This is a genomic window from Polaromonas glacialis (assembly GCF_000709345.1).
Classification (GTDB): Bacteria; Pseudomonadota; Gammaproteobacteria; order Burkholderiales; family Burkholderiaceae_C; genus Polaromonas; species Polaromonas glacialis.
Genome location: NZ_KL448323.1, coordinates 3,003,578 through 3,021,561 on the forward strand (window position 1 = coordinate 3,003,578; position 17,984 = coordinate 3,021,561).

At 63.7% G+C, this 17,984-nt stretch carries 19 protein-coding genes; 11 read left to right on the forward strand and 8 right to left on the reverse strand.

Annotated elements, in window-relative coordinates:
• The first annotated feature begins 14 nt into the window (after positions 1–14).
• From EC86_RS0114700 to EC86_RS0114710, 3 genes are read left to right on the forward strand one after another with little or no spacing between them, the layout of a single operon-like run.
• Positions 15–317: a hypothetical protein gene (locus EC86_RS0114700; RefSeq protein WP_051675941.1), complete on the forward strand. Its 303-nt coding sequence runs from the start codon at positions 15–17 to the stop codon at positions 315–317.
• Between the two features lie 43 nt (positions 318–360).
• On the forward strand, positions 361–1,497 hold the full coding sequence (locus EC86_RS0114705; protein WP_029526459.1) for a PilT/PilU family type 4a pilus ATPase: 1,137 nt from the start codon (positions 361–363) through the stop codon (positions 1,495–1,497).
• Positions 1,498–1,531: 34 nt separating this feature from the next.
• Positions 1,532–2,425 (forward strand): NAD(P)-dependent oxidoreductase, encoded by an 894-nt coding sequence (locus EC86_RS0114710; protein ID WP_029526461.1) that lies wholly within the window; start codon positions 1,532–1,534, stop codon positions 2,423–2,425.
• 69 nt (positions 2,426–2,494) lie between these two features.
• On the opposite strand, the gene EC86_RS0114715 is transcribed toward EC86_RS0114710, so the two are convergent.
• The 3 genes from EC86_RS0114715 to EC86_RS0114725 form a co-directional block, all read right to left on the reverse strand.
• A complete protein-coding gene (locus EC86_RS0114715) occupies positions 2,495–3,157 on the reverse strand; it encodes a BON domain-containing protein (protein ID WP_029526462.1) in 663 nt (220 codons plus the stop codon).
• Positions 3,154–3,753, reverse strand: coding sequence for a phosphoheptose isomerase (locus EC86_RS0114720; RefSeq protein ID WP_029526464.1), 600 nt, complete (start codon positions 3,751–3,753; stop codon positions 3,154–3,156). The genes EC86_RS0114715 and EC86_RS0114720 overlap by 4 nt, the downstream gene beginning before the upstream one ends.
• A 121-nt stretch (positions 3,754–3,874) precedes the next feature.
• Positions 3,875–4,336: a YraN family protein gene (locus tag EC86_RS0114725; protein WP_029526466.1), complete on the reverse strand. Its 462-nt coding sequence runs from the start codon at positions 4,334–4,336 to the stop codon at positions 3,875–3,877.
• Positions 4,337–4,386: 50 nt separating this feature from the next.
• Between EC86_RS0114725 and rsmI the strand changes: the two genes are divergently transcribed.
• Positions 4,387–5,247 (forward strand): 16S rRNA (cytidine(1402)-2'-O)-methyltransferase, encoded by an 861-nt coding sequence (gene rsmI, locus EC86_RS0114730; protein WP_198026847.1) that lies wholly within the window; start codon positions 4,387–4,389, stop codon positions 5,245–5,247.
• A complete protein-coding gene (locus EC86_RS0114735) occupies positions 5,244–6,470 on the forward strand; it encodes a multidrug effflux MFS transporter (protein ID WP_029526469.1) in 1,227 nt (408 codons plus the stop codon). The genes rsmI and EC86_RS0114735 overlap by 4 nt, the downstream gene beginning before the upstream one ends.
• Positions 6,471–6,478: 8 nt before the next feature.
• Here EC86_RS0114735 and EC86_RS0114740 read toward each other — a convergent pair whose 3' ends face one another.
• Positions 6,479–6,958 carry a hypothetical protein gene (locus EC86_RS0114740; RefSeq protein ID WP_029526470.1) on the reverse strand — a complete coding sequence of 160 codons (480 nt, stop codon included), beginning with the start codon at positions 6,956–6,958 and terminating at the stop codon, positions 6,479–6,481.
• 255 nt (positions 6,959–7,213) lie between these two features.
• Here EC86_RS0114740 and EC86_RS0114745 point away from each other — a divergent pair, with 255 nt between their 5' ends.
• Entirely contained in the window at positions 7,214–8,905 is a 1,692-nt protein-coding gene (locus tag EC86_RS0114745) for an AMP-binding protein (protein ID WP_029526471.1), read from the forward strand.
• A gap of 167 nt (positions 8,906–9,072) precedes the next feature.
• On the opposite strand, the gene EC86_RS0114750 is transcribed toward EC86_RS0114745, so the two are convergent.
• Both EC86_RS0114750 and EC86_RS0114755 read right to left on the reverse strand, forming a co-directional pair.
• A complete protein-coding gene (locus tag EC86_RS0114750) occupies positions 9,073–9,450 on the reverse strand; it encodes a hypothetical protein (RefSeq protein ID WP_029526472.1) in 378 nt (125 codons plus the stop codon).
• A 16-nt stretch (positions 9,451–9,466) separates the two neighbouring features.
• On the reverse strand, positions 9,467–10,438 hold the full coding sequence (locus EC86_RS0114755; protein ID WP_029526473.1) for a Bug family tripartite tricarboxylate transporter substrate binding protein: 972 nt from the start codon (positions 10,436–10,438) through the stop codon (positions 9,467–9,469).
• Positions 10,439–11,042: 604 nt separating this feature from the next.
• Between EC86_RS0114755 and EC86_RS0114760 the strand changes: the two genes are divergently transcribed.
• Positions 11,043–11,360: a high-potential iron-sulfur protein gene (locus tag EC86_RS0114760; protein WP_029526475.1), complete on the forward strand. Its 318-nt coding sequence runs from the start codon at positions 11,043–11,045 to the stop codon at positions 11,358–11,360.
• A 358-nt stretch (positions 11,361–11,718) separates the two neighbouring features.
• Here EC86_RS0114760 and EC86_RS0114770 read toward each other — a convergent pair whose 3' ends face one another.
• The gene (locus tag EC86_RS0114770; protein WP_029526476.1) at positions 11,719–12,156 is read right to left on the reverse strand and encodes a universal stress protein; all 438 of its coding nucleotides are present in this window, start codon (positions 12,154–12,156) and stop codon (positions 11,719–11,721) included.
• 26 nt (positions 12,157–12,182) lie between these two features.
• Complete coding sequence (locus EC86_RS0114775; RefSeq protein ID WP_029526477.1) at positions 12,183–12,389, reverse strand: dodecin; 207 nt, start codon at positions 12,387–12,389, stop codon at positions 12,183–12,185.
• A gap of 171 nt (positions 12,390–12,560) precedes the next feature.
• On the opposite strand from EC86_RS0114775, the gene EC86_RS27070 reads away from it, so the two are divergent.
• The 4 genes from EC86_RS27070 (at position 12,561) to EC86_RS0114795 (ending at position 17,576) form a co-directional block, all read left to right on the forward strand.
• A complete protein-coding gene (locus EC86_RS27070; protein ID WP_029526478.1) occupies positions 12,561–14,696 on the forward strand; it encodes a DNA/RNA non-specific endonuclease in 2,136 nt (711 codons plus the stop codon).
• Between the two features lie 301 nt (positions 14,697–14,997).
• Positions 14,998–15,765, forward strand: coding sequence for a molybdate ABC transporter substrate-binding protein (modA, locus tag EC86_RS0114785; RefSeq protein ID WP_029526479.1), 768 nt, complete (start codon positions 14,998–15,000; stop codon positions 15,763–15,765).
• 18 nt (positions 15,766–15,783) lie between these two features.
• Positions 15,784–16,449, forward strand: coding sequence for a molybdate ABC transporter permease subunit (gene modB / locus EC86_RS0114790; protein WP_029526480.1), 666 nt, complete (start codon positions 15,784–15,786; stop codon positions 16,447–16,449).
• Positions 16,450–16,496: 47 nt separating this feature from the next.
• Positions 16,497–17,576 (forward strand): ABC transporter ATP-binding protein, encoded by a 1,080-nt coding sequence (locus tag EC86_RS0114795; protein WP_232229899.1) that lies wholly within the window; start codon positions 16,497–16,499, stop codon positions 17,574–17,576.
• The last annotated feature ends 408 nt before the right edge of the window (positions 17,577–17,984 follow it).

Genomic DNA, 17,984 nt, shown 5'->3' on the forward strand with positions numbered 1-17,984 from the left:
AAGAAAATTGCACCATGAAAAGCCTACCCGGACGCATCAGGCAGAACCCGCCTGCCCCTGTAGGCAAGGACGTTTCGGATACGTTTTTCTTTTCCCCCGCCTTTGCCGACCAAGGAACCGACGCATCGTCGATGGTGCCGTGGGAAGCCCGGGCCCACGAGGTGGGCGCCTGGCGGCCGGGCGCGGCAGCATTGCCGTTCAACCGCGCGCAACCCCGGGGCGACCACCGCCTGCACCTCGCCGAAGCACGGCCAGGCGACATTCTGGGTGAAATACCCCTGCCCCACAGCGCCCGGCTGAGCGAAAAACAGAGCTGATCAAGCCCCGCCTCACCCGCTGAAAAAATACCCAGGAGAATTCATGGAACGCGATCAGGCCAGTAAATTCATCAACGACCTGCTTCGGCTCATGGTCAGCCGGGGCGGCAGCGATCTTTTTGTCACCGGAGAGTTTCCGCCTGCCATCAAGGTCGATGGCAAGCTGACCAAGGTGTCGTCCCAGCCGCTTAACGCCAGCCATACGATGACGCTGGCGCGCGCCATCATGAACGACAAGCAGGCGGCCGAGTTCGAGCGGACCAAGGAATGCAATTTCGCCATTTCTCCGCCCGGCATCGGGCGCTTTCGCGTCAATGCCTTCATGCAGCAGGGCAAGGTGGGCATGGTGCTGCGCGTCATTCCGGCGGTGCTTCCCACGCTCGATGGCCTGGGCATGCCAGCGGTATTGAAGGACGTGGTGATGGCCAAGCGGGGCCTGACGATTCTGGTGGGCGCCACCGGCTCCGGTAAATCGACCACCATGGCCGCCATGCTGGACTGGCGCAACGATCAATCCTACGGCCACATCCTGACGATTGAAGACCCGGTGGAATTCGTGCATATGCACAAGAACTGCGTGGTAACCCAGCGCGAAGTCGGGCTGGACACCGACAGCTGGGCATCGGCGCTGAAAAACTCGATGCGCCAGGCGCCTGACGTGATCCTGATGGGCGAGATTCGCGACCGCGAAAGCATGGAGCATGCGCTGGCTTTTTCGGAAACCGGCCACCTGTGCCTGGCGACACTGCATGCCAACAGCGCCAACCAGGCGATGGACCGCATCATCAACTTTTTTCCGGAAGAGCGCCGCACGCAGTTGCTGATGGACCTGTCGCTCAACCTCAAGGCCGTGGTGTCGCAGCGCCTGGTGCCCCGTCAGGACAGCAAGGGCCGCTTCGCAGCGGTCGAGGTGATGCTCAATTCGCCCCTGATTTCCGACCTCATCTTCAAGGGCGATGTCGGCGAGATCAAGGAAATCATGAAGAAAAGCCGCAACATGGGCATGCAGACCTTTGACCAGTCGCTGTTTGACGCTTTCGAGGGCAATGCCATCACCTACGAGGACGCGCTGCGCAACGCCGATTCGGTCAACGACCTGCGGCTGCAGATCAAGCTGTATTCGCAGCGCGCCAAGTCCACCGACCTGTCGGCCGGGACCGAGCACTTTGCGATTGTGTGAACTTCTTTTAAAACCCTGTTGCCCCACCATGACCATGCCGACCAAGAACTACGAGCCCTCCATTTCCTGCAAAGTCGCCTTTCTCGGCCTAGGCGTCATGGGTTATCCCATGGCCGGCCATCTGGCGCTGGCGGGCCACGACGTCACGGTGTACAACCGCAGCGCCCCCAAGGCCCAGGGATGGCGCGATGAATTCAAGGGCGCTTCCGCCGCCACACCGCGCGAAGCCGCAGCGGGTGCGGACATGGTGTTTTGCTGCGTCGGCAACGACGATGACCTGCGCTCCGTCACGCTGGGCGCGAACGGCGCGTTTGCCGGCATGAAGCCGGGCGCCATCTTTGTCGACCACACCACAGCGTCGGCGACCGTTGCCCGCGAGCTTTACAGCGCAGCGAAAGCCATCGGCCTGCAGTTCATCGACGCACCGGTGTCGGGCGGCCAGGCCGGCGCGGAAAACGGCGCGCTTACGGTCATGTGCGGCGGCGATGCGGCGGCGTTTGATGCGGCCCGGCCGGTCGGCATGGCCTTTTCAAAGGCCTTCACCCTGATGGGCGAGGCAGGCGCCGGCCAGCTGACCAAGATGGTCAACCAGATCTGCATTGCCGGCCTGGTTCAGGGCCTGAGCGAAGCGGTGGCTTTTGGCCAGAAGGCCGGGCTTGACGTGAACCAGGTGTTAGAGGTGATTGGCAAGGGCGCGGCGCAAAGCTGGCAGCTCGACAACCGCGGCAAGACCATGGTCGCCGACAAATTCGACTTCGGCTTTGCCGTGGACTGGATGCGCAAGGACCTGGGTCTGGTGCTTGACGAAGCCAAGCGCAATGGCGCCCGGCTGCCGGTCACGGCGCTGGTGGACCAGTTCTACGCCGACGTGCAGGCCATGGGCGGCCAGCGCTGGGACACGTCCAGCCTGGTCAAGCGCCTGAAATAAGGCCAGGCGGTTTGCAGCGGCCCGGCTTGCCGGAGCCGCTGGAAGGCCACCACGCCTTTTTCAGCCGCCTCAGAGCTTCGTGGCAGGGGCCGGCTGGGCGCTGCCGGCAGGGACGGTTCCGAGCCTTTGCAGCTCCTGCTCGCTGATGATTTCCAGAAGCCGCACCACTTTTTGCACGCCTGGCGTCGCACGCACCACTTCCGTGGCCCGGTCCGCCTCACGCTGGGTGACACGCCCCATCAGGTACACCGTGTTGCGTTCGGTCACGACCTTGAAGGCGTTGGACTGCAAGTCGCTTGCATCGAGCAGCATGGCCTTGACGCGTCCGGTCAGCAGCGCATCGGCAGAACGGTCCATCAGCGACGGGCTGTTCAGGACCGCCAGTTCATTGACCACCGACGCCACGTTTTCCACCGACTTGACCACGTCCTCGACCCGCTGCTTGTCCTGCAGGTTGGGCACCTCGCCGGTCAGCAGCACCTGGCGGTTGTAGCTGGTGACGCTCGCGCGCACCCGGGTCCCGAGGTTGGAGCGGATCTGGCTGGCGGCGCGCACCTCGATGGCTTCGTCGTCCAGCTGGGCGCCGGAACTCCGGCGGTCCACCGCCACCAGCGTGCCGCCGACCATGGCGCCGCCCACCAGCAGGGGGCCCACGCAGGCCGACAGCAGGCTCGAAAGCAGCACTGCCGCGCCGGCCATGCCGGCCAGTCGTTTCATCACACCATGGCTCATGTCGAAGACTCCTGATCGCCTAGTAACTGGGTATCCACGCCATCACAGATGCAGTGGATCACAAGGGAATGCACTTCCTGAATGCGGGCCGTGCGCTCATGCGGCACGCAGATATGGACATCGGTTTCACGCAGGGCCTGGTTCATCTTGCCGCCGCCCCGGCCGGTCAGCGCCACCACCGTCATCTCGCGCTCGTGCGCCGCTTCGACGGCGGCGAGCACGTTGGCCGAATTGCCGCTGGTGCTGATGGCCAGCAGCACGTCGCCGGCCACGCCCAGGGCGCGCACCTGCTTGGAGAAAATCACGCTGAAATCGTAATCATTGGCAATGGCGGTGATGATGGAGCTGTCGGTGGTCAGGGCAATCGCGCCCAGTTCGGGCCGCTCGCGCTCATAGCGGCCGACAAATTCAGCCGCGAAGTGCTGGGCGTCGGCGGCCGAACCGCCATTGCCGCAAGCCAGCACCTTGTTGCCGCTGGTGACGCTGGCCAGGATGGCATGCACTGCGGCGGCGACGGGTTTGGAAAGGATTTGCGCAGACTGGTATTTGAGGTCGGCGCTGTCGATGAATTGCTGTTCGATTCGTTGTTCAAGCATGGACTGATGATAGCGGGTCATGGCGCGCCGCCGTCCTGGCAACCGCACGTCGGCGGTGCCATGAAGGATTGGTTACAAATTCGCCATGCCTTGGGCGGCCAGTTTCAGCGGCTGCCAGGGATCAGGAGGCATCGAAAGCAGCCGGCAGCCATTCGATGTCCGGTCCGGGGCCGTCCCCCCCGCCCAGCGTCCCATGGACCAGCACCACGTCGAAGCGGCAAGGCGGCGGGCTGGCAAAGCGCAGCAGGTAATGGCGCGCCGCAAAAATGATGCGCCGCTGCTTGACGCCGCTGATGCTCGCTGCGGCGCCGCCGTGCGACGCACTGGCGCGCTGGCGGACCTCGACAAACACCAGAGTCCCGTCGGGCGCGCGCATGACCAGGTCGATCTCGCCGCCGCCGCGCCCCGGCGTCCGATAATTGGACTCGATCCATCGCAGGCCCGCCCTGGCCAGCCAGGCTTTCGCCGCCGCCTCGGCCGCATCACCCCGGGACTTGGTGGTAACCTGCGTCGGCGCTGGCGCAGCACTGGCCGCCGCGCACTGGGTGGGCAACTGATCCGCCTGTTTTCTGGAAAACCACATTGAACGCTTCTTTCGAACTGGCCCTGGACACGGCACGCGCCGCAGCGGGCATGCAGCATTATCCGCAAGCCACGCTGTATGTCGTGGCCACGCCCATCGGCAACCTGGCCGACATCACCCTGCGCGCCCTGCATGTGCTGCAACTGGTGGATGCCATCGCCTGCGAGGACAAGCGCCACACCCAGCCGCTGCTGCGCCAGTACGGCATCGACAAGCCGCTTCTGGCCGTGCATCAGCACAACGAAGCAGAGGCCGCCGAAGGCCTGGTGCAGCGCCTGCAGCGCGGCGAACGCGTGGCCTATGTCAGCGACGCCGGAACGCCCGCCGTCAGCGACCCCGGCGCGCGCCTGGTGGCGGCGGTGCGGGCCGCCGGGTTCAAGGTCATGCCCTTGCCCGGCGCCAGCAGCGTGACGACCGTGCTCAGCGCCGCCGGCGTGACCCGCGCCGAAGGCAGCGAGGGCAGCGGCAGCAGTTTTGTCTTTGCCGGTTTCCTGCCGACCAAGGCGGGCGAGCGCGACCAGGCCATCGAGTTGCTGCGAACCGACCCGCGCGCAACGGTGATTCTGGAAGCGCCGCACCGCATCGAGGCGCTGGCGCGGGCCATGGCCGTGCTGCAGGGCCGGCTCGTCACGGTCGGGCGCGAGCTGACCAAGCAGTTCGAGGAAATCGCCACCCTGCCGGCGCAGGATCTTGCCGCCTGGCTGGATGCCGGCCCGCAGCGCACGCGCGGCGAGTTCGCGCTGGTGCTGCACTCGGCCAGCGCGCCCGAAGGACCTGACGACAGCCTGCGCATCCTCCAGCTGCTGCTGGCCGAACTGCCGCTGAAGACCGCCGTCAAGCTCGCCGCCGACATCACCGGCGCGGCGCGCAACGAACTCTACGACACCGCCTTGAAGCTCAAGAACGAATGAATCCGAACGCCGACCAACTCTGGCGCGGCCCGCGCTGGGCGCTGGCCGCCCTGCTGGCCGTGCTCGGCATGCTGGGGCCGTTTTCCATCGACACCTACCTGCCGGCCTTTTCCGGCATGGCGGCGTCGCTGAATGCGGCCCCGGTGGAAATGCAGCAGACGCTGTCGGCCTACCTGTTCGGCTTTGCCTTCATGAACCTGTTCCATGGCGCGCTCGCCGACAGTTTCGGCCGCCGGCCGGTCGTGCTGTGGGGCATTGCCATGTTCACGCTGGCGTCGGCGGGTTGCGCCCTGTCGCAAAACGTTGAACAACTGGTATTTTTCAGGGCCATGCAGGGGCTGTCCACCGGCGCCGGCATCGTGGTGTCGCGCGCCGTGATACGCGACATGTTCCCGCCCGCGCAGGCGCAGCAGGTCATGAGCCAGGTCACCATCTACTTCGGCATTGCGCCGGCGCTTGCTCCCATCGTCGGCGGCTGGCTGTTCGTGCATCTGGGCTGGCACAGCATCTTCTGGTTTCTGACCGGGGTGGGCGTCGTGCTCTGGCTGACCAACTACCGCTATCTGCCGGAAACGCTGGAGCCCGAGGCGCGCCAGCCGTTTGAAGTGCGGCACCTGATGCGCGGCTACTGGCAGCTGGGTTCGAGCCCCCGGTTTTTGCTGCTGGCGCTGGCCAGCGGCGTTCCCTTCAATGGCATGTTCCTGTACGTGCTGGCAGCCCCGGCTTTCCTGGGCGAGCATCTGGCCCTGCAGCCCACGCAGTTTTTCTGGTTCTTCATGCTGACCATCTCGGGGATCATGTCGGGCGCCTGGCTGAGCGGGCGCCTGGCCGGAAAGATTCCGCCCAAAAAGCAGATACGCCACGGCTTCGTCATCATGCTGGTGACAGCCGTCGTCAACCTGGCGGCCAATCTGCTGTTTGACGCCCATGTGTCGTGGGCGCTGTTTCCGATTGCCCTGTTTGCCTTCGGCTGGGCGCTGATGGTGCCGGTCGTCACGCTGCTGGTGCTCGACCTGTACCCGGAGCGGCGCGGCATGGCGTCTTCGCTGCAGGCCTTCATCGGCTCGACGGCCAATGGCCTGGTGGCTGGCGTCATTGCGCCGCTGGTCATGCATTCGACGCCAGCGCTGGCCGCTGTGTCACTTGGCATGCTGTGCATCGGGCTGGTGGCCTGGGTCTACCTGCACCACCGCTGGCCCGAAATTGGCCGCGCCGTGCAGTAGCGCCCGGCTCAGTCCAGCGTTTCAACGGGCAGCTCAATTCCCTGGCCGGTGCGCTGGACGCGGTTGCCAGCGTCCAGGTACACCCAGAAAAACATGTCCTGCACGTTATCGCGCCAGCGGTAATTCATGATGTCGCCCGACCAGGAGGCTACCTTGTCGATCCGTGCCGGCGGGCCGAACTCGCGCTCCACATCGTCGCGCGTCCATTGGCCGGGCTCGATGCGCAAGAACTCCTGGAGCTTCATGACCTCGCGCACCGCCACCACCTTGCCCGCCGCATCCAGGTCCACCATCACGGCGCTCTGGCCGGCAGGCTGCCGCGAATACTGCAGCCGCGTTCCCGCCGGCAGTGTCACGACGCGTGTCGGCGTGCCGTAACTGGCCATCACCTGCTCGCGTGACATGCCCGGCTGCACCGGCGTGAAGGCGCAGCCGGCCATGAGCGCCGCAGCGGCGGCCAGGCTGGCAAGGGTCTTGAAAATCTTCATGATGCACTCCTAGGGCATAAAGCGCTTTTGGGCCTTACGGTTGAAAAATGTTCCTTTTCCCCTTTTGCTTTTCCCGGGAAATTCGGAAAGCCCTGCAACGGCCTCCAGTCTGTCAGGAATCCGAAAACGCGGGTTCCCCCGGGGCGTTCATAAGGTTTTCCCAGCGTTTCAGGGGATTGACATCCTGACCGATTGAAGCCTCAATAGGTGAAGGCATGGAGCCCGAGAGTCATAACAACGACAGGAGACTCAACGATGGAAATCGTTTCCCCCGACCTGCTGGCGCTGCAGCGCCTTTACCACTGGGAAAAAACAACTCCCCGGAGTATCAGCTTGAGCCAGCCCATGGGCGGCGGCAATGTCCAGGATTACACCTGGGGCGAAGTGGCCGACCAGGTACGCCGCATGGCTGCGCACCTGTTGGCCCAGGGCTGGGAACCCGGCTCGAACGTCGCCATCCTGTCGAAAAACTGCGCCTGGTGGCTCATGAGCGACCTGGCCATCTGGATGGCCGGCCACGTCTCGGTGCCGCTGTATCCCACGCTGGCGCCCGACACCATCGCACACATCCTCGCGCACAGCGAAGCCAAGGCCTGCTTTGTCGGCAAGCTCGATGCCTGGGAGCACATGAAGCCGGGCGTGCCCAGCGGTCTTCCCTGCATCAGCTACCCGCTGTCGCCGCAAGACGCCATCCAGAACTATGACCGCTGGGACGACATCTGCGCCCGCCAGGCGCCGATGCCCGGCGAAGTGCTTCGGGGCGCCGACGAACTGGCGACGCTGATCTACACCTCGGGCACCACGGGCAAGCCCAAGGGCGTGATGCAAAGCTTTGGCAGCATTGCCTGGGCGCTCGATGCCGGCGCCAGGCGCATCGGCATGAGCGGCCAGGACCGGATGCTGTCCTACCTGCCGCTGGCCCATGTGGTCGAGCGCGTGCTGGTCGAGCACGGCTGGCTGCGCACCGGCATGCGGCTTTGGTTTGCGGAGTCGCTCGACACCTTTGCCGCCGATCTGCAGCGCGCCCGGCCGACCATCTTCTTCTCGGTTCCCCGGCTGTGGGTCAAGTTCCAGCAGGGCGTACACCACAAGATGCCGCCGGCCAGGCTCCAGCTGCTGCTGTCGATCCCGGTGATTGGCGGACTGGTGCGAAAAAAGGTGCTCAAGGCGCTCGGACTTGACCAGTGCCGGATCGCGGCGGGCGGCGCGGCGCCCATGCCGGCGGCGCTGCTGGCCTGGTACCGCAGGCTCGGCCTGCCGATCAACGAAGGCTACGGCCTGACGGAGAATCTGGCGGCCTCGCACCTGACCCTTCCGGGCAAAGACCAGCAAGGCACCGTCGGGCCGGCGTACGAAGGCGTCGACGACCGGATCGACCCGCAAACCGGCGAAATCCAGATGCGCAGCCCCGCGCTGATGATGGGCTACTACAAGGACCCGGTGCAAACCAAGGCCGCGTTCACCGAGGACGGCTGGCTGCGCACGGGCGACAAGGGCGTTATCGATGCGCAGCGCAACCTGCGTATCACCGGACGTGTCAAGGACCTGTTCAAGACCAGCAAGGGCAAGTACGTGGCGCCCGCGCCGATCGAGGACAAGCTGGTGATGCACGAGTCGGTCGAAGCCTGCGTGGTGAGCGGCGCCAACCTGGGCCAGCCGCTGGGCATCGTCATGCTCAATCCCGAGGCCGTCAAGCGGACGCAGGATGGCGCTGCGCGCGCGGCACTGGAAAGCTCGCTGGCCCAGCACCTGCAGACGGTCAACGCCACGCTGGACCCGCATGAGCAGCTCCAGTGCATCGTCATCGTGACCACCGCCTGGACCGTGGACAACGACATCATCACGCCGACCTTCAAGGTCAAGCGCAACCGCATCGAGGACATTTACGCGGCCAATTACGAACGCTGGGAAGCCTCGGGCAAAAAGGTGATCTGGCAGGCCGACTGAGCGCGGCCTGCACGGCGCTTGAAGGGAAATCACCCTGCCCGTCCATTTCGGCACGCAAGGCGCCGAAATGGTTTTTGCTATTTAATTCATAGCTGCTTGCGCATGCTGCGTATGCGCAAACGGCATTTTTTTGCTAAAAATGCTTGACTGACCAGAATGCATGCGCGTCAGACCACCCGTTCCGGGTCCACTTCGCGAACCCGGTGGTCAACATAGTAGCCGCCGTATTCCGTGTATCTGAGCAGGGTGCGGCCGCACCGGTTGCAGGCATAGGCGTCGCAGCGGTTGCAGGGGAAAAACCCGACGGCCAGCGGCGCGTCCGGCGATGCGTAGCGCGTGCCGTCCGGGTGAAATTCTTCCAGGGTCGGCTCGTCGATCGCCGGATCGCGCAAGGTTCCCAGGCGCTGGACCGACGGGCCCGGCCAGCGGTCTTCGGTAAAGCTTTCCCAGCCGGGGCAGGCGCCCAGCGCGCAGGTGCATGGCCTGGCCGGGCGGCCGGCACAGGCCAGCCGCAGCGCCTGGGCATCAAGAAGGTCGCAACTCATGGCTTGCCGGTGCCGTTCAGTCCACCGTGGCGCCGGAAGCCTTGACCACGCGGGTCCATTTCTGCGTGTCCGCCGCAATGAAATTCTTGAAGGCCAGCGGCGTCATGTCCATCGGTTCGGCGCCCAGGGCAAACAGGCGCGCCTTGGTGTCGGTCGAAGCCAGGATGGTGCGGATTTCCTTGTTCATGCGCTCGACAATTTCGGCCGGAATGCCAGCCGGGCCGAGAACGCCGTACCAGGGCTGCGCATCGAAGCCCTTGAGGCCCAGTTCGGCAACAGTCGGAATGTCGGGAAACGCCGCCGAGCGCTTGGCGCTGGTCACCGCCAGCACGTTGAGCTTGCCGGCCTTGACCTGCGGCATGATGGGCACCGGGTTCTCGAACGTCATGGGAACCTGGCCGCCGACCAGGTCGTTCATCGCCGGACCCGAGCCTTTGTAGGGAATGTGCTGGATCTTGACGCCGGCCTGCACATTGAACATTTCCCCGATGATGTGCTGCGGCGTGCCGGAACCGGCGGACGCAAACGCCAGGTTGCCGGCCTTGGCCTTGGCGATGATGTCCTTGACGCTTGTCAGCCCCGACTTGGCGTTGACGGCAATCACGAACGCGGCGCTGGCCACCGGCGCCACGGCGGTGAAATCGGTAGTCGGCTGGTAAGGCAGTTTGGGATAGAGCGATGGCGCAATCACCAGCGGGCCGCTGGCCGCCAGCAAGAACGTGTAGCCGTCAGGCTTGGACTTGGACACATAGTCGGTGCCGATGTTGCCGCCAGCGCCGCCCTTGTTCTCGACGATCACGGTCTGTCCCAGGACGCCCTGCAGTTTGGCAGCCAGCATCCGCGCCAGCACGTCGGTAGTGCCGCCCGGTGCATAAGGAGAAACCAGCGTGATGGTCTTGGCGGGCCAGGCAGCCTGTGCGGCCGCGAACATTGGCGACAGTGACAAGGCAAGCAGCGCTGGAACCGTGCGTAAAAATTGTCTCTTCATGGTGAAAGCCCTCGTTAACGTGAAGAAATGACCGGGTGCGCCATCGCCTTATGGGAAAAGGATGGCTTCCCAAGGCAATACCGCACCCGGCCAGGATGGTCTCCAAGCATAGCCTTACTTGAAAATGACAATGCCGGCCTTGTCTCCAACTCCACAGGAATGGCAGGTTTCACCCAAGGTTTTCGCGGGCCCGGCGCCCGAGCGTCAAAAGCGGGTACCGTGCCTTGGGGCAATTCATGGTTTAAGCCAAATAACTGCTTTCCGCACAACTCATATAGATAGTTTGCTATATATTTAATATCAAACACAAAGCAAGTCCCTTCCCCGGACTGCTAAAGACAAGCCACCACAGCGAATCTGGCAAGGTTTTGCACAAACACTTTGCGATGGATCATGGGAACACGCTGGTTTGCAAGCAACTCTGAAAGCTTGGCTGTAAACTCGTTTTTGCCTATATTGGCTAGGAAATCGGGACATGGCCTGGTCTGGCGGCATCGGCTTCATTCCTTGCGGAAACCCCTGCTGCCTGATCGATGCCTTGACGATGCGGCGACGCATTTTTCACTGTATCCGGTCAGGTCCAACTCAAAAATCGAGAACCCACATGAAATCAAATCGTAGAATTTTTGTCATCCAGTCCATTGTTGGCGCAGGCGTGCTTGCCTCGACCCGCCTGGTTCAGGCCCAGGCGGCAGCGCCACTGGTTCAGGAAACTGAGCCGCAGGCGGTTGCCCTGGGCTATAAAAGCGACGCCACCAAAGCGGACAAGGCCAAGTACCCGAAATACGCCGCTGGCCAGAACTGCGCCAACTGCGCGCTGTACCAGGGCAAACCGACCGATGCCGCCGGGGCCTGCCCGCTGTTTGCCGGCAAGCAGGTTGGCGCCAAGGCCTGGTGCAGCGCCTGGGCCAAAAAAGCCTGATGAGCCACGGCCTGGCTTGAAGCAGGCCTTTTCGCAGTCCGGACCGTTCCGGGCTGCGCCCTGGTTCAGCAGAACATCAGGGCAATCAGCGCAGCATCTTCCCCCAGATTGAGCAGCGCATACCCCGCCACCCGGAAAGCCCAGTAGGCGGCGGTGTCAAGGAAAAGAATCGAATTCATTCGGTTTGAAAGTCAGTCAGCAGAACGAGGATTCTGTCTGCATTTCGCAAACAAACGGTGGAATGCATTCGTTTTAGCATCAAATATGCCTCTAAGGCACGCGCAGCATGTGCAAGCAGCTATAAATTCAGCAGCAAAAACGGGCACCGCAAGGTCGCATGAAAGCTGCGGCAAGCCGCTCAATGCGTGATCACCACCAGCACGCTGCAGGGCGACTGTTCAATCAATGCCTTGGAGACAGAGCCCCTCCACCAGCGGGCGGCCCAGCCGTCCAGGTGCTTGTGGCCGACCACGATCAGGTCAGCCTTGATCTGGCGGGCAGAGTGGGTGATTTCGCTCACGGCATCGCCGGTCACGACTTGCCCGCTGGCCTTCAGGCCGGCGTCGCTCAGATTGCGCAGACCCGTGTCAAGAATGGCCTGGTAGCGTTCCTTCTCGCTTTCCTGCAGCGTTTCGTCGTAAATGCCGCCTTCAAGCCCGAGGTTGTTCAGGGGCAGCGGCATGACAGCGATGAGTGTCAGTTCGGCACCGCTCCACTGCGCAATTTCATGGCAGTCCAGCAAGGCCTGCTGTCCGGGAGCAGAGCCGTCATACGCCAGCAGGATTCGTTGGTACATGGCAGGTTCCAGGGCTATGAAAACCGCTACTCAAGCGTGAAACCGATTTTCAGGGAAACCTGCCAGTGCGCCACCTTGCCATCGACCACATGGCCGCGGGTTTCGGTGATGGCGAACCACTGGATATTGCGCACCGTCTCATGCGCCTTGGCAATGGCGTTGCTCACGGCCTCTTCAATACTGACGCTGGAAGAACCCGTCAGTTCCAGCAGTTTGTAGACATGGTTGCTCATGGCATGGCTCCCTCAAGAGTTGGTCGGCAGTTGGTCGTTTCATCTTACGCGCCTTGCATTGAAACACCAAAAGGCAAAGCCAACAGATACCATGCTTTCATTTTTTGATGGTGCAGGCTGATTGGTTCCGGATTAAAGTTTCAACTGCCCAAACCAGATCGAGGTTCTCGTATGAAGCTACCTGTCGAACTGCTCCTGAAGGCCGAGGCGGACTTTCCGAAGAATCCCGCGCAGGTCAGAAGCGTCCAGTCGCGCATCGTTTCCCGTTCCGCACTGGTGCTTGACGGCCTGAACCACCTTGAGCGCCGGCGCGCGATGATTGCGGCGTCGGCACGGGAAAACGCGAGCCTGGCTTTCGAGCGCTACCTTGGCACCAACGATCTGCTGCCCATCAACTACCTGCTCACCGGCTATGCGCAGTCGCGCGCGGTGGGCAGGATTCGCTACTTCGACAAGAAGGACCGGCGGACCGCCTTTGCCACCGGCTTCATGGTGTCACCTGAACTCATGATGACCAATCACCATGTGTTCCCCGTGTCCGATGTCGCCGAATTCGCAGCGCTGGCCGATGACGCCGGCATCGAGTTCGGCTACGAATACGATCCGTTCGGAAAGCTGGGCGAGCCGGTGGTCCATGCGCTGGACCCCGAGGCCTTCCTGCACACCTCCAAGGCGCTGGACCTGGCGCTGGTCGCCGTTCGCCCGCGCGATGTGACCGGCCTGCGCGATCTGCGCGACCAGGGCTACCTCATCCTGAATGGCCGGCTGGGAAAGGCGGGCACGGGCGACTACGCAACCATCGTTCAGCATCCCGATGGCAAGGAAAAGCAGATCGCGCTGCGTAACAACGAAATCATCGACAACGATCTGCCCGATGTCCTGATTTACAAAAGCGACACGGCGCCCGGAAGCAGCGGCGCGCCGGTGTTCAACAACGAGTGGCAGGTGATTGCGCTTCACAGCTCGGGGGTTGCCAAGACCGACGCGGCCGGCCGCTACCTTGACAAAAGCGACCAGGTGATCGAGGTCGAAAACGGGCGGATCGACGAGTCGCGCGTCGTCTGGCTGAGCAATCGCGGGGTGCGTGTCAGCGCCCTCATGAAGCACCTGCTCGCCCCGGAAAGCGCCGTGGCGCTGCATCCGCTGGTCCAGGTCTTCTCAAGCCCCGCCTACACCGACAGCCGCCCGTTCACCACGCTTCCACGGCCCAGGATTCTGGAAGAACCCGAGTTCAGGGGCGCGCCCGTTGCCGCATCGCCAGCCGGCATGTCGCCGCTTCCGGCAAGCCTGATCGAGATCCGGGTCAGCATTGGCAATGGACCGCCCGTCGTGCAGTCCATCGTGGGCGAAACCCCCGTCCAAACGGTTTCGCTGTTGACCCAGAACGAGAAAAAGCTGGAGGACGCGCAGGACTATTCGACCTGCACGGGATTCGAGGAAGAATTTATGGGAATCCGGATTCCCATGCCGGTGCCCAGCGCCCGATTGCGCAGGCAGCTGGCTTTTCTGAAGGACGCGCCCGGCTCGTTCACGCTCAAGTACCACCACTTCAGCACGATCCTGCACGCGGTGCGCCGGGTGCCGGTGGTCAGCGCCATCAATGTGCACGGAAAGCACCGCTATGCCGCGCTCGGAAGCGGCACGCGACAAGACCACTGGCTGCGCGACAGCCGCGTTGACCATGATGCGCAACTCGACGACAGGTGGTACGCCAAGAGCGGCTTTGACAAGGGCCACCTTTCACGCCGTGAAGACGCCGAATGGGGCGCCAGCCTGGCCTTCGCCAAGGCGGCGGCAGACCTCACCTGCTCCTACGCCAACGCCGTGCCGCAGGTGCCTGCGTTCAACCGCGCCATGATGGGCTACAACGGCCAATGGGGCCAGCTTGAAAAGAAGCTGCTGGAGGCCGGCGTGAAGAACGAGTCCGCCAAGAGCGCGCGCATCTGCGTCTTCAGCGGCCCGGTCTTCCTGGACGACGATCCGGTCTACGCATCGGTCCAGGTGGCGCTGGGCGGTTTCAAGGTGGTGGCGTGGTTCAACCAGGACGGGGCGCTGCGGGCCACGGCCTTTCACCTGTCGCAAGACACGCTGATCGAAGGCATCGCGTTCGAGGCACTGAACTTCGACAAGCTGTTCAAGCTCCAGCAAGTGCCGCTTTCCTGGGTCGAGAGCGCCACCGGCCTGGAGTTTGCTTCCGTGCTTCGGGATGCCGATACCTTCAGCGAGGGCAACCCGCAGGCAGATGAAGCCGCGCTGGAACGCCTGGTCAGCGGCGGGCAGGCGCATTCCGCCAACGCGCAACCCTAGTGTCGCGCAAAGCCTGACATATTTGCTACTGAATTTATAGCTGCTTGCGCATACCAGCCGTGCGCAACAGGCCTGTTTGATACATAAAATGCGTTTTCCTGGATAAAACGGATGCACTCCAGGAGCGCCGGCCTTCGGCGATGGCTGGGCCTGACCCGCGTGCATGGACAAGTGGCACGTTCCGTCACGGCGGATGCGTTATGCTTTTCGCTGCATCTTTTTTGGCCTGGCGAACCGCGCAGCCCGAAAAAGCGTGCCTTGCCGGTTCCCGGCCAGGGTTTTCAACCTCAGGAAACACGCGATGAAGCACACGAGGCACCTTCTTGCCGCCAGCGCCTTGCTGCTCTGCCTGGCCGCCCACGCCGGGAAAGCCACGGTCGCGGCGGCCTCCGACCTCAAGTTCGCCATGGAAGAAGTGGCGGCACGCTTCGAGAAGGAAACCGGCCACCAGCTGGTGCTCGTGTTCGGCTCCTCGGGCAACTTCAAGACCCAGATCCTGCAAGGCGCACCGTTCCACCTGTTCATGTCGGCGGACGAGAATTTTGTCTATGAACTGGCTGACGCAGGCAAGACGCAGGACCGGGGACGTGCCTACGCGGTAGGCCGCATCGGCATCATGGTGCCGCCCGGCTCGCCGCTCAGGGCCGACGGCGAGCTCAAGGACCTGGCCGCCGCGCTCAAGGACGGCCGGCTGCAGAAATTCGCCATCGCCAACCCCGAACACGCGCCGTATGGCGCACGCGCCAGGGAAGCGCTGCAGCACGCCGGGTTGTGGGAGAGCCTGCAGGGCAAACTCGTGCTGGGGGAAAACATCTCGCAAACGGCGCAGTTCGCCACGTCGGGCTCGACGCAGGGCGGGATCATTGCCCTGTCGCTGGCGCGCGCTCCGGCGATTTCCAGACTCGGCGCCTTCCAGCTCATCCCCGAGAACTGGCACCAGCCGCTCAGGCAGCGCATGGTGCTGCTCAAGGGAGCGCCGCCAGAAGCGAAGGCCTTCTACACCTATATCTCCACGCCCGCTGCCCGCGAGATCATGGAGCGCCATGGCTTTGCCATGCCTGCTCGTTAAGCGCGGCACGGCCGAATGATGGACTGGCAGGCCTTGGCGCTTTCGCTTGAGCTGGCGGCGGTCACGCTGCTGGTGCTGTTGCCGGCCGGGCTGCTGCTGGGCCGCTGGCTGGCCTACACGCGTTTTTCAGGCAAGGCCTGGATCGAGGCGCTGGTGGTGCTGCCGCTGGTGCTGCCGCCGACTGTTCTGGGCTATTACCTGCTGGTGTCGCTGGGCGGCGCGTCGCCCATCGGCCGATGGCTGGCCGACACCTGGGGGATCAGCCTTAGCTTCAACTTCCTGGGCCTGCTGGTGGCGTCGCTGGTGTTCAACATTCCGTTTCTGGTGCAGCCGGTCCAGCGGGCATTTGAAGCGATACCGCGTGACCTGGCGGAAGCGGCAGCGGTCAGCGGCCTGAACGGCTGGCTGTCCTTCTGGCGCGTCGAGTTGCCGCTGGCCTGGCCCGGCGTGCTGTCGGCGGTGGTGCTGACCTTCGTGCATACGCTGGGCGAGTTCGGCGTGGTGCTGATGGTGGGCGGCAGCATTCCTGGGGAAACCCGAACCATTGCCGTGTCCATCTACGACCGGGTGCAGTCCTTCGATCTCGCGGGCGCCAACCAGATGGCTTTGCTGCTGGTGGTGTTCTCCCTGGCGGCGGTGGGCGCCTCGTTTTTCGCGTCGGCGCGGCTGTCCGTACGGCGATGAGCAGCCGGGCCCGGGCACTTGACGTCGAAGTCGAGCAATTGCTTCCCATGCCCCTGAGCGGCAGTCTGCATTGCGGACCTGGCGAACTGCTGGCGCTGGTCGGCCCTTCGGGTGCGGGCAAGACATCGCTGGTGCGCATCCTGGCCGGGCTGATGCGGCCGGAGCGCGGCCGCATCGTGGTCGGTGGCGAGGTGTGGTGCGACACGGCGCGGGGCGTGTACCTGTCACCGCAGCGCCGCCACGTCGGCCTGGTGTTCCAGAGCTATGCCTTGATGCCCCACCTGAACGCCATCGCCAACGTCTCGCTGCCGCTGCTGCACCTGCCCCCTGAGGCACGCCTGGCGCAGGCGCGTCACTGGCTGGACCATGTCGGCCTGAGCCCGGACCAGCAGATGCGCCGGCCGGCGGGCCTGTCGGGTGGACAGCAGCAGCGCGTCGCCATCGCCCGGGCGCTGGCGCGCGAACCCCGGCTGATGCTGCTCGACGAGCCGTTTTCCGCCGTGGACCAGATGAGCCGCCAGGGCCTGTACAGGCTGCTGGCGGACTTGCGCCGCGAACTTTTCATTCCCATCGTCCTGGTCACGCATGACCTGAACGAAGCCCGCATGCTGGCCGACCGGCTGGTGGTGATGGATGCGGGCCAGGTGCTCCAGCAAGGCTCGCCGGCCAGCATTCACCACGCACCGCGCAACGCCCGGGTCGCCGACCTGGTGGGCATTCACAACCGCTTCATGGGGCAATGGATGGGGCCTGCCGATGCACCGGGCCAGGGGCTGCTGCGCTGGACGGGTGAAGGCGGTGCAGCCTTGCAGGCGCCCGTGCTCCAGGTGCGCGACAAAGGCAGGCTGCCCGTGGGGCAAGCGGTGAACTGGGTGCTGCCGAGCGACGCCATTGCGCTGCTCGGTCCAGGCGCAGCCGAGCGTCCTGGCGATTTCAGCGCGGAAGTGATGGAAGCGCGCCACCTGGGTGAAATCACGCTGGTCACCTTGACGCTGGCCGCCATCCCCGGCGCACGCCTGCGGCTGACGCTCTCGGGCGTGCAGCGTCAAAGCCTGGCGGTGGGCACGCCGGTCAACGTTCGCCTCGACCTGGACCTGGTGCATGTGATGCCGGTTCGTTCGCCCTGAGGCACTCCTGCGTTCACGCAAACACGGCAACCGGAAACAAAAACGCCAACCGGGTCGGTTGGCGTGATGGCAAGGAAACGCAAGGGTTTCCGGATGTCGAAAATGGTGCGGCTGGCGGGGATCGAATTCGTGAAGCAGCGTATCAAGTCCGACACCTGAAACACGGTTTCTCTAAATAGATTCTTGCAGATACAACCTACGGACAGCCGTGAAGGGTCGATGATTTAAGCGTGCAGCTCGACTGAGCTGGTGCAAATTTGACGGAGTTGTACGCGCCAGTTACCAGAGCAGTACCAGCAGGTCGCTGTACTTACCGTACCGATCAACTTGCCCATCAGTCTGGGTGATGTCTGCAACAAGGTGCTGGTGTAGCTCATGGGTTGGGGTATAGAACAGGAAAATTACACC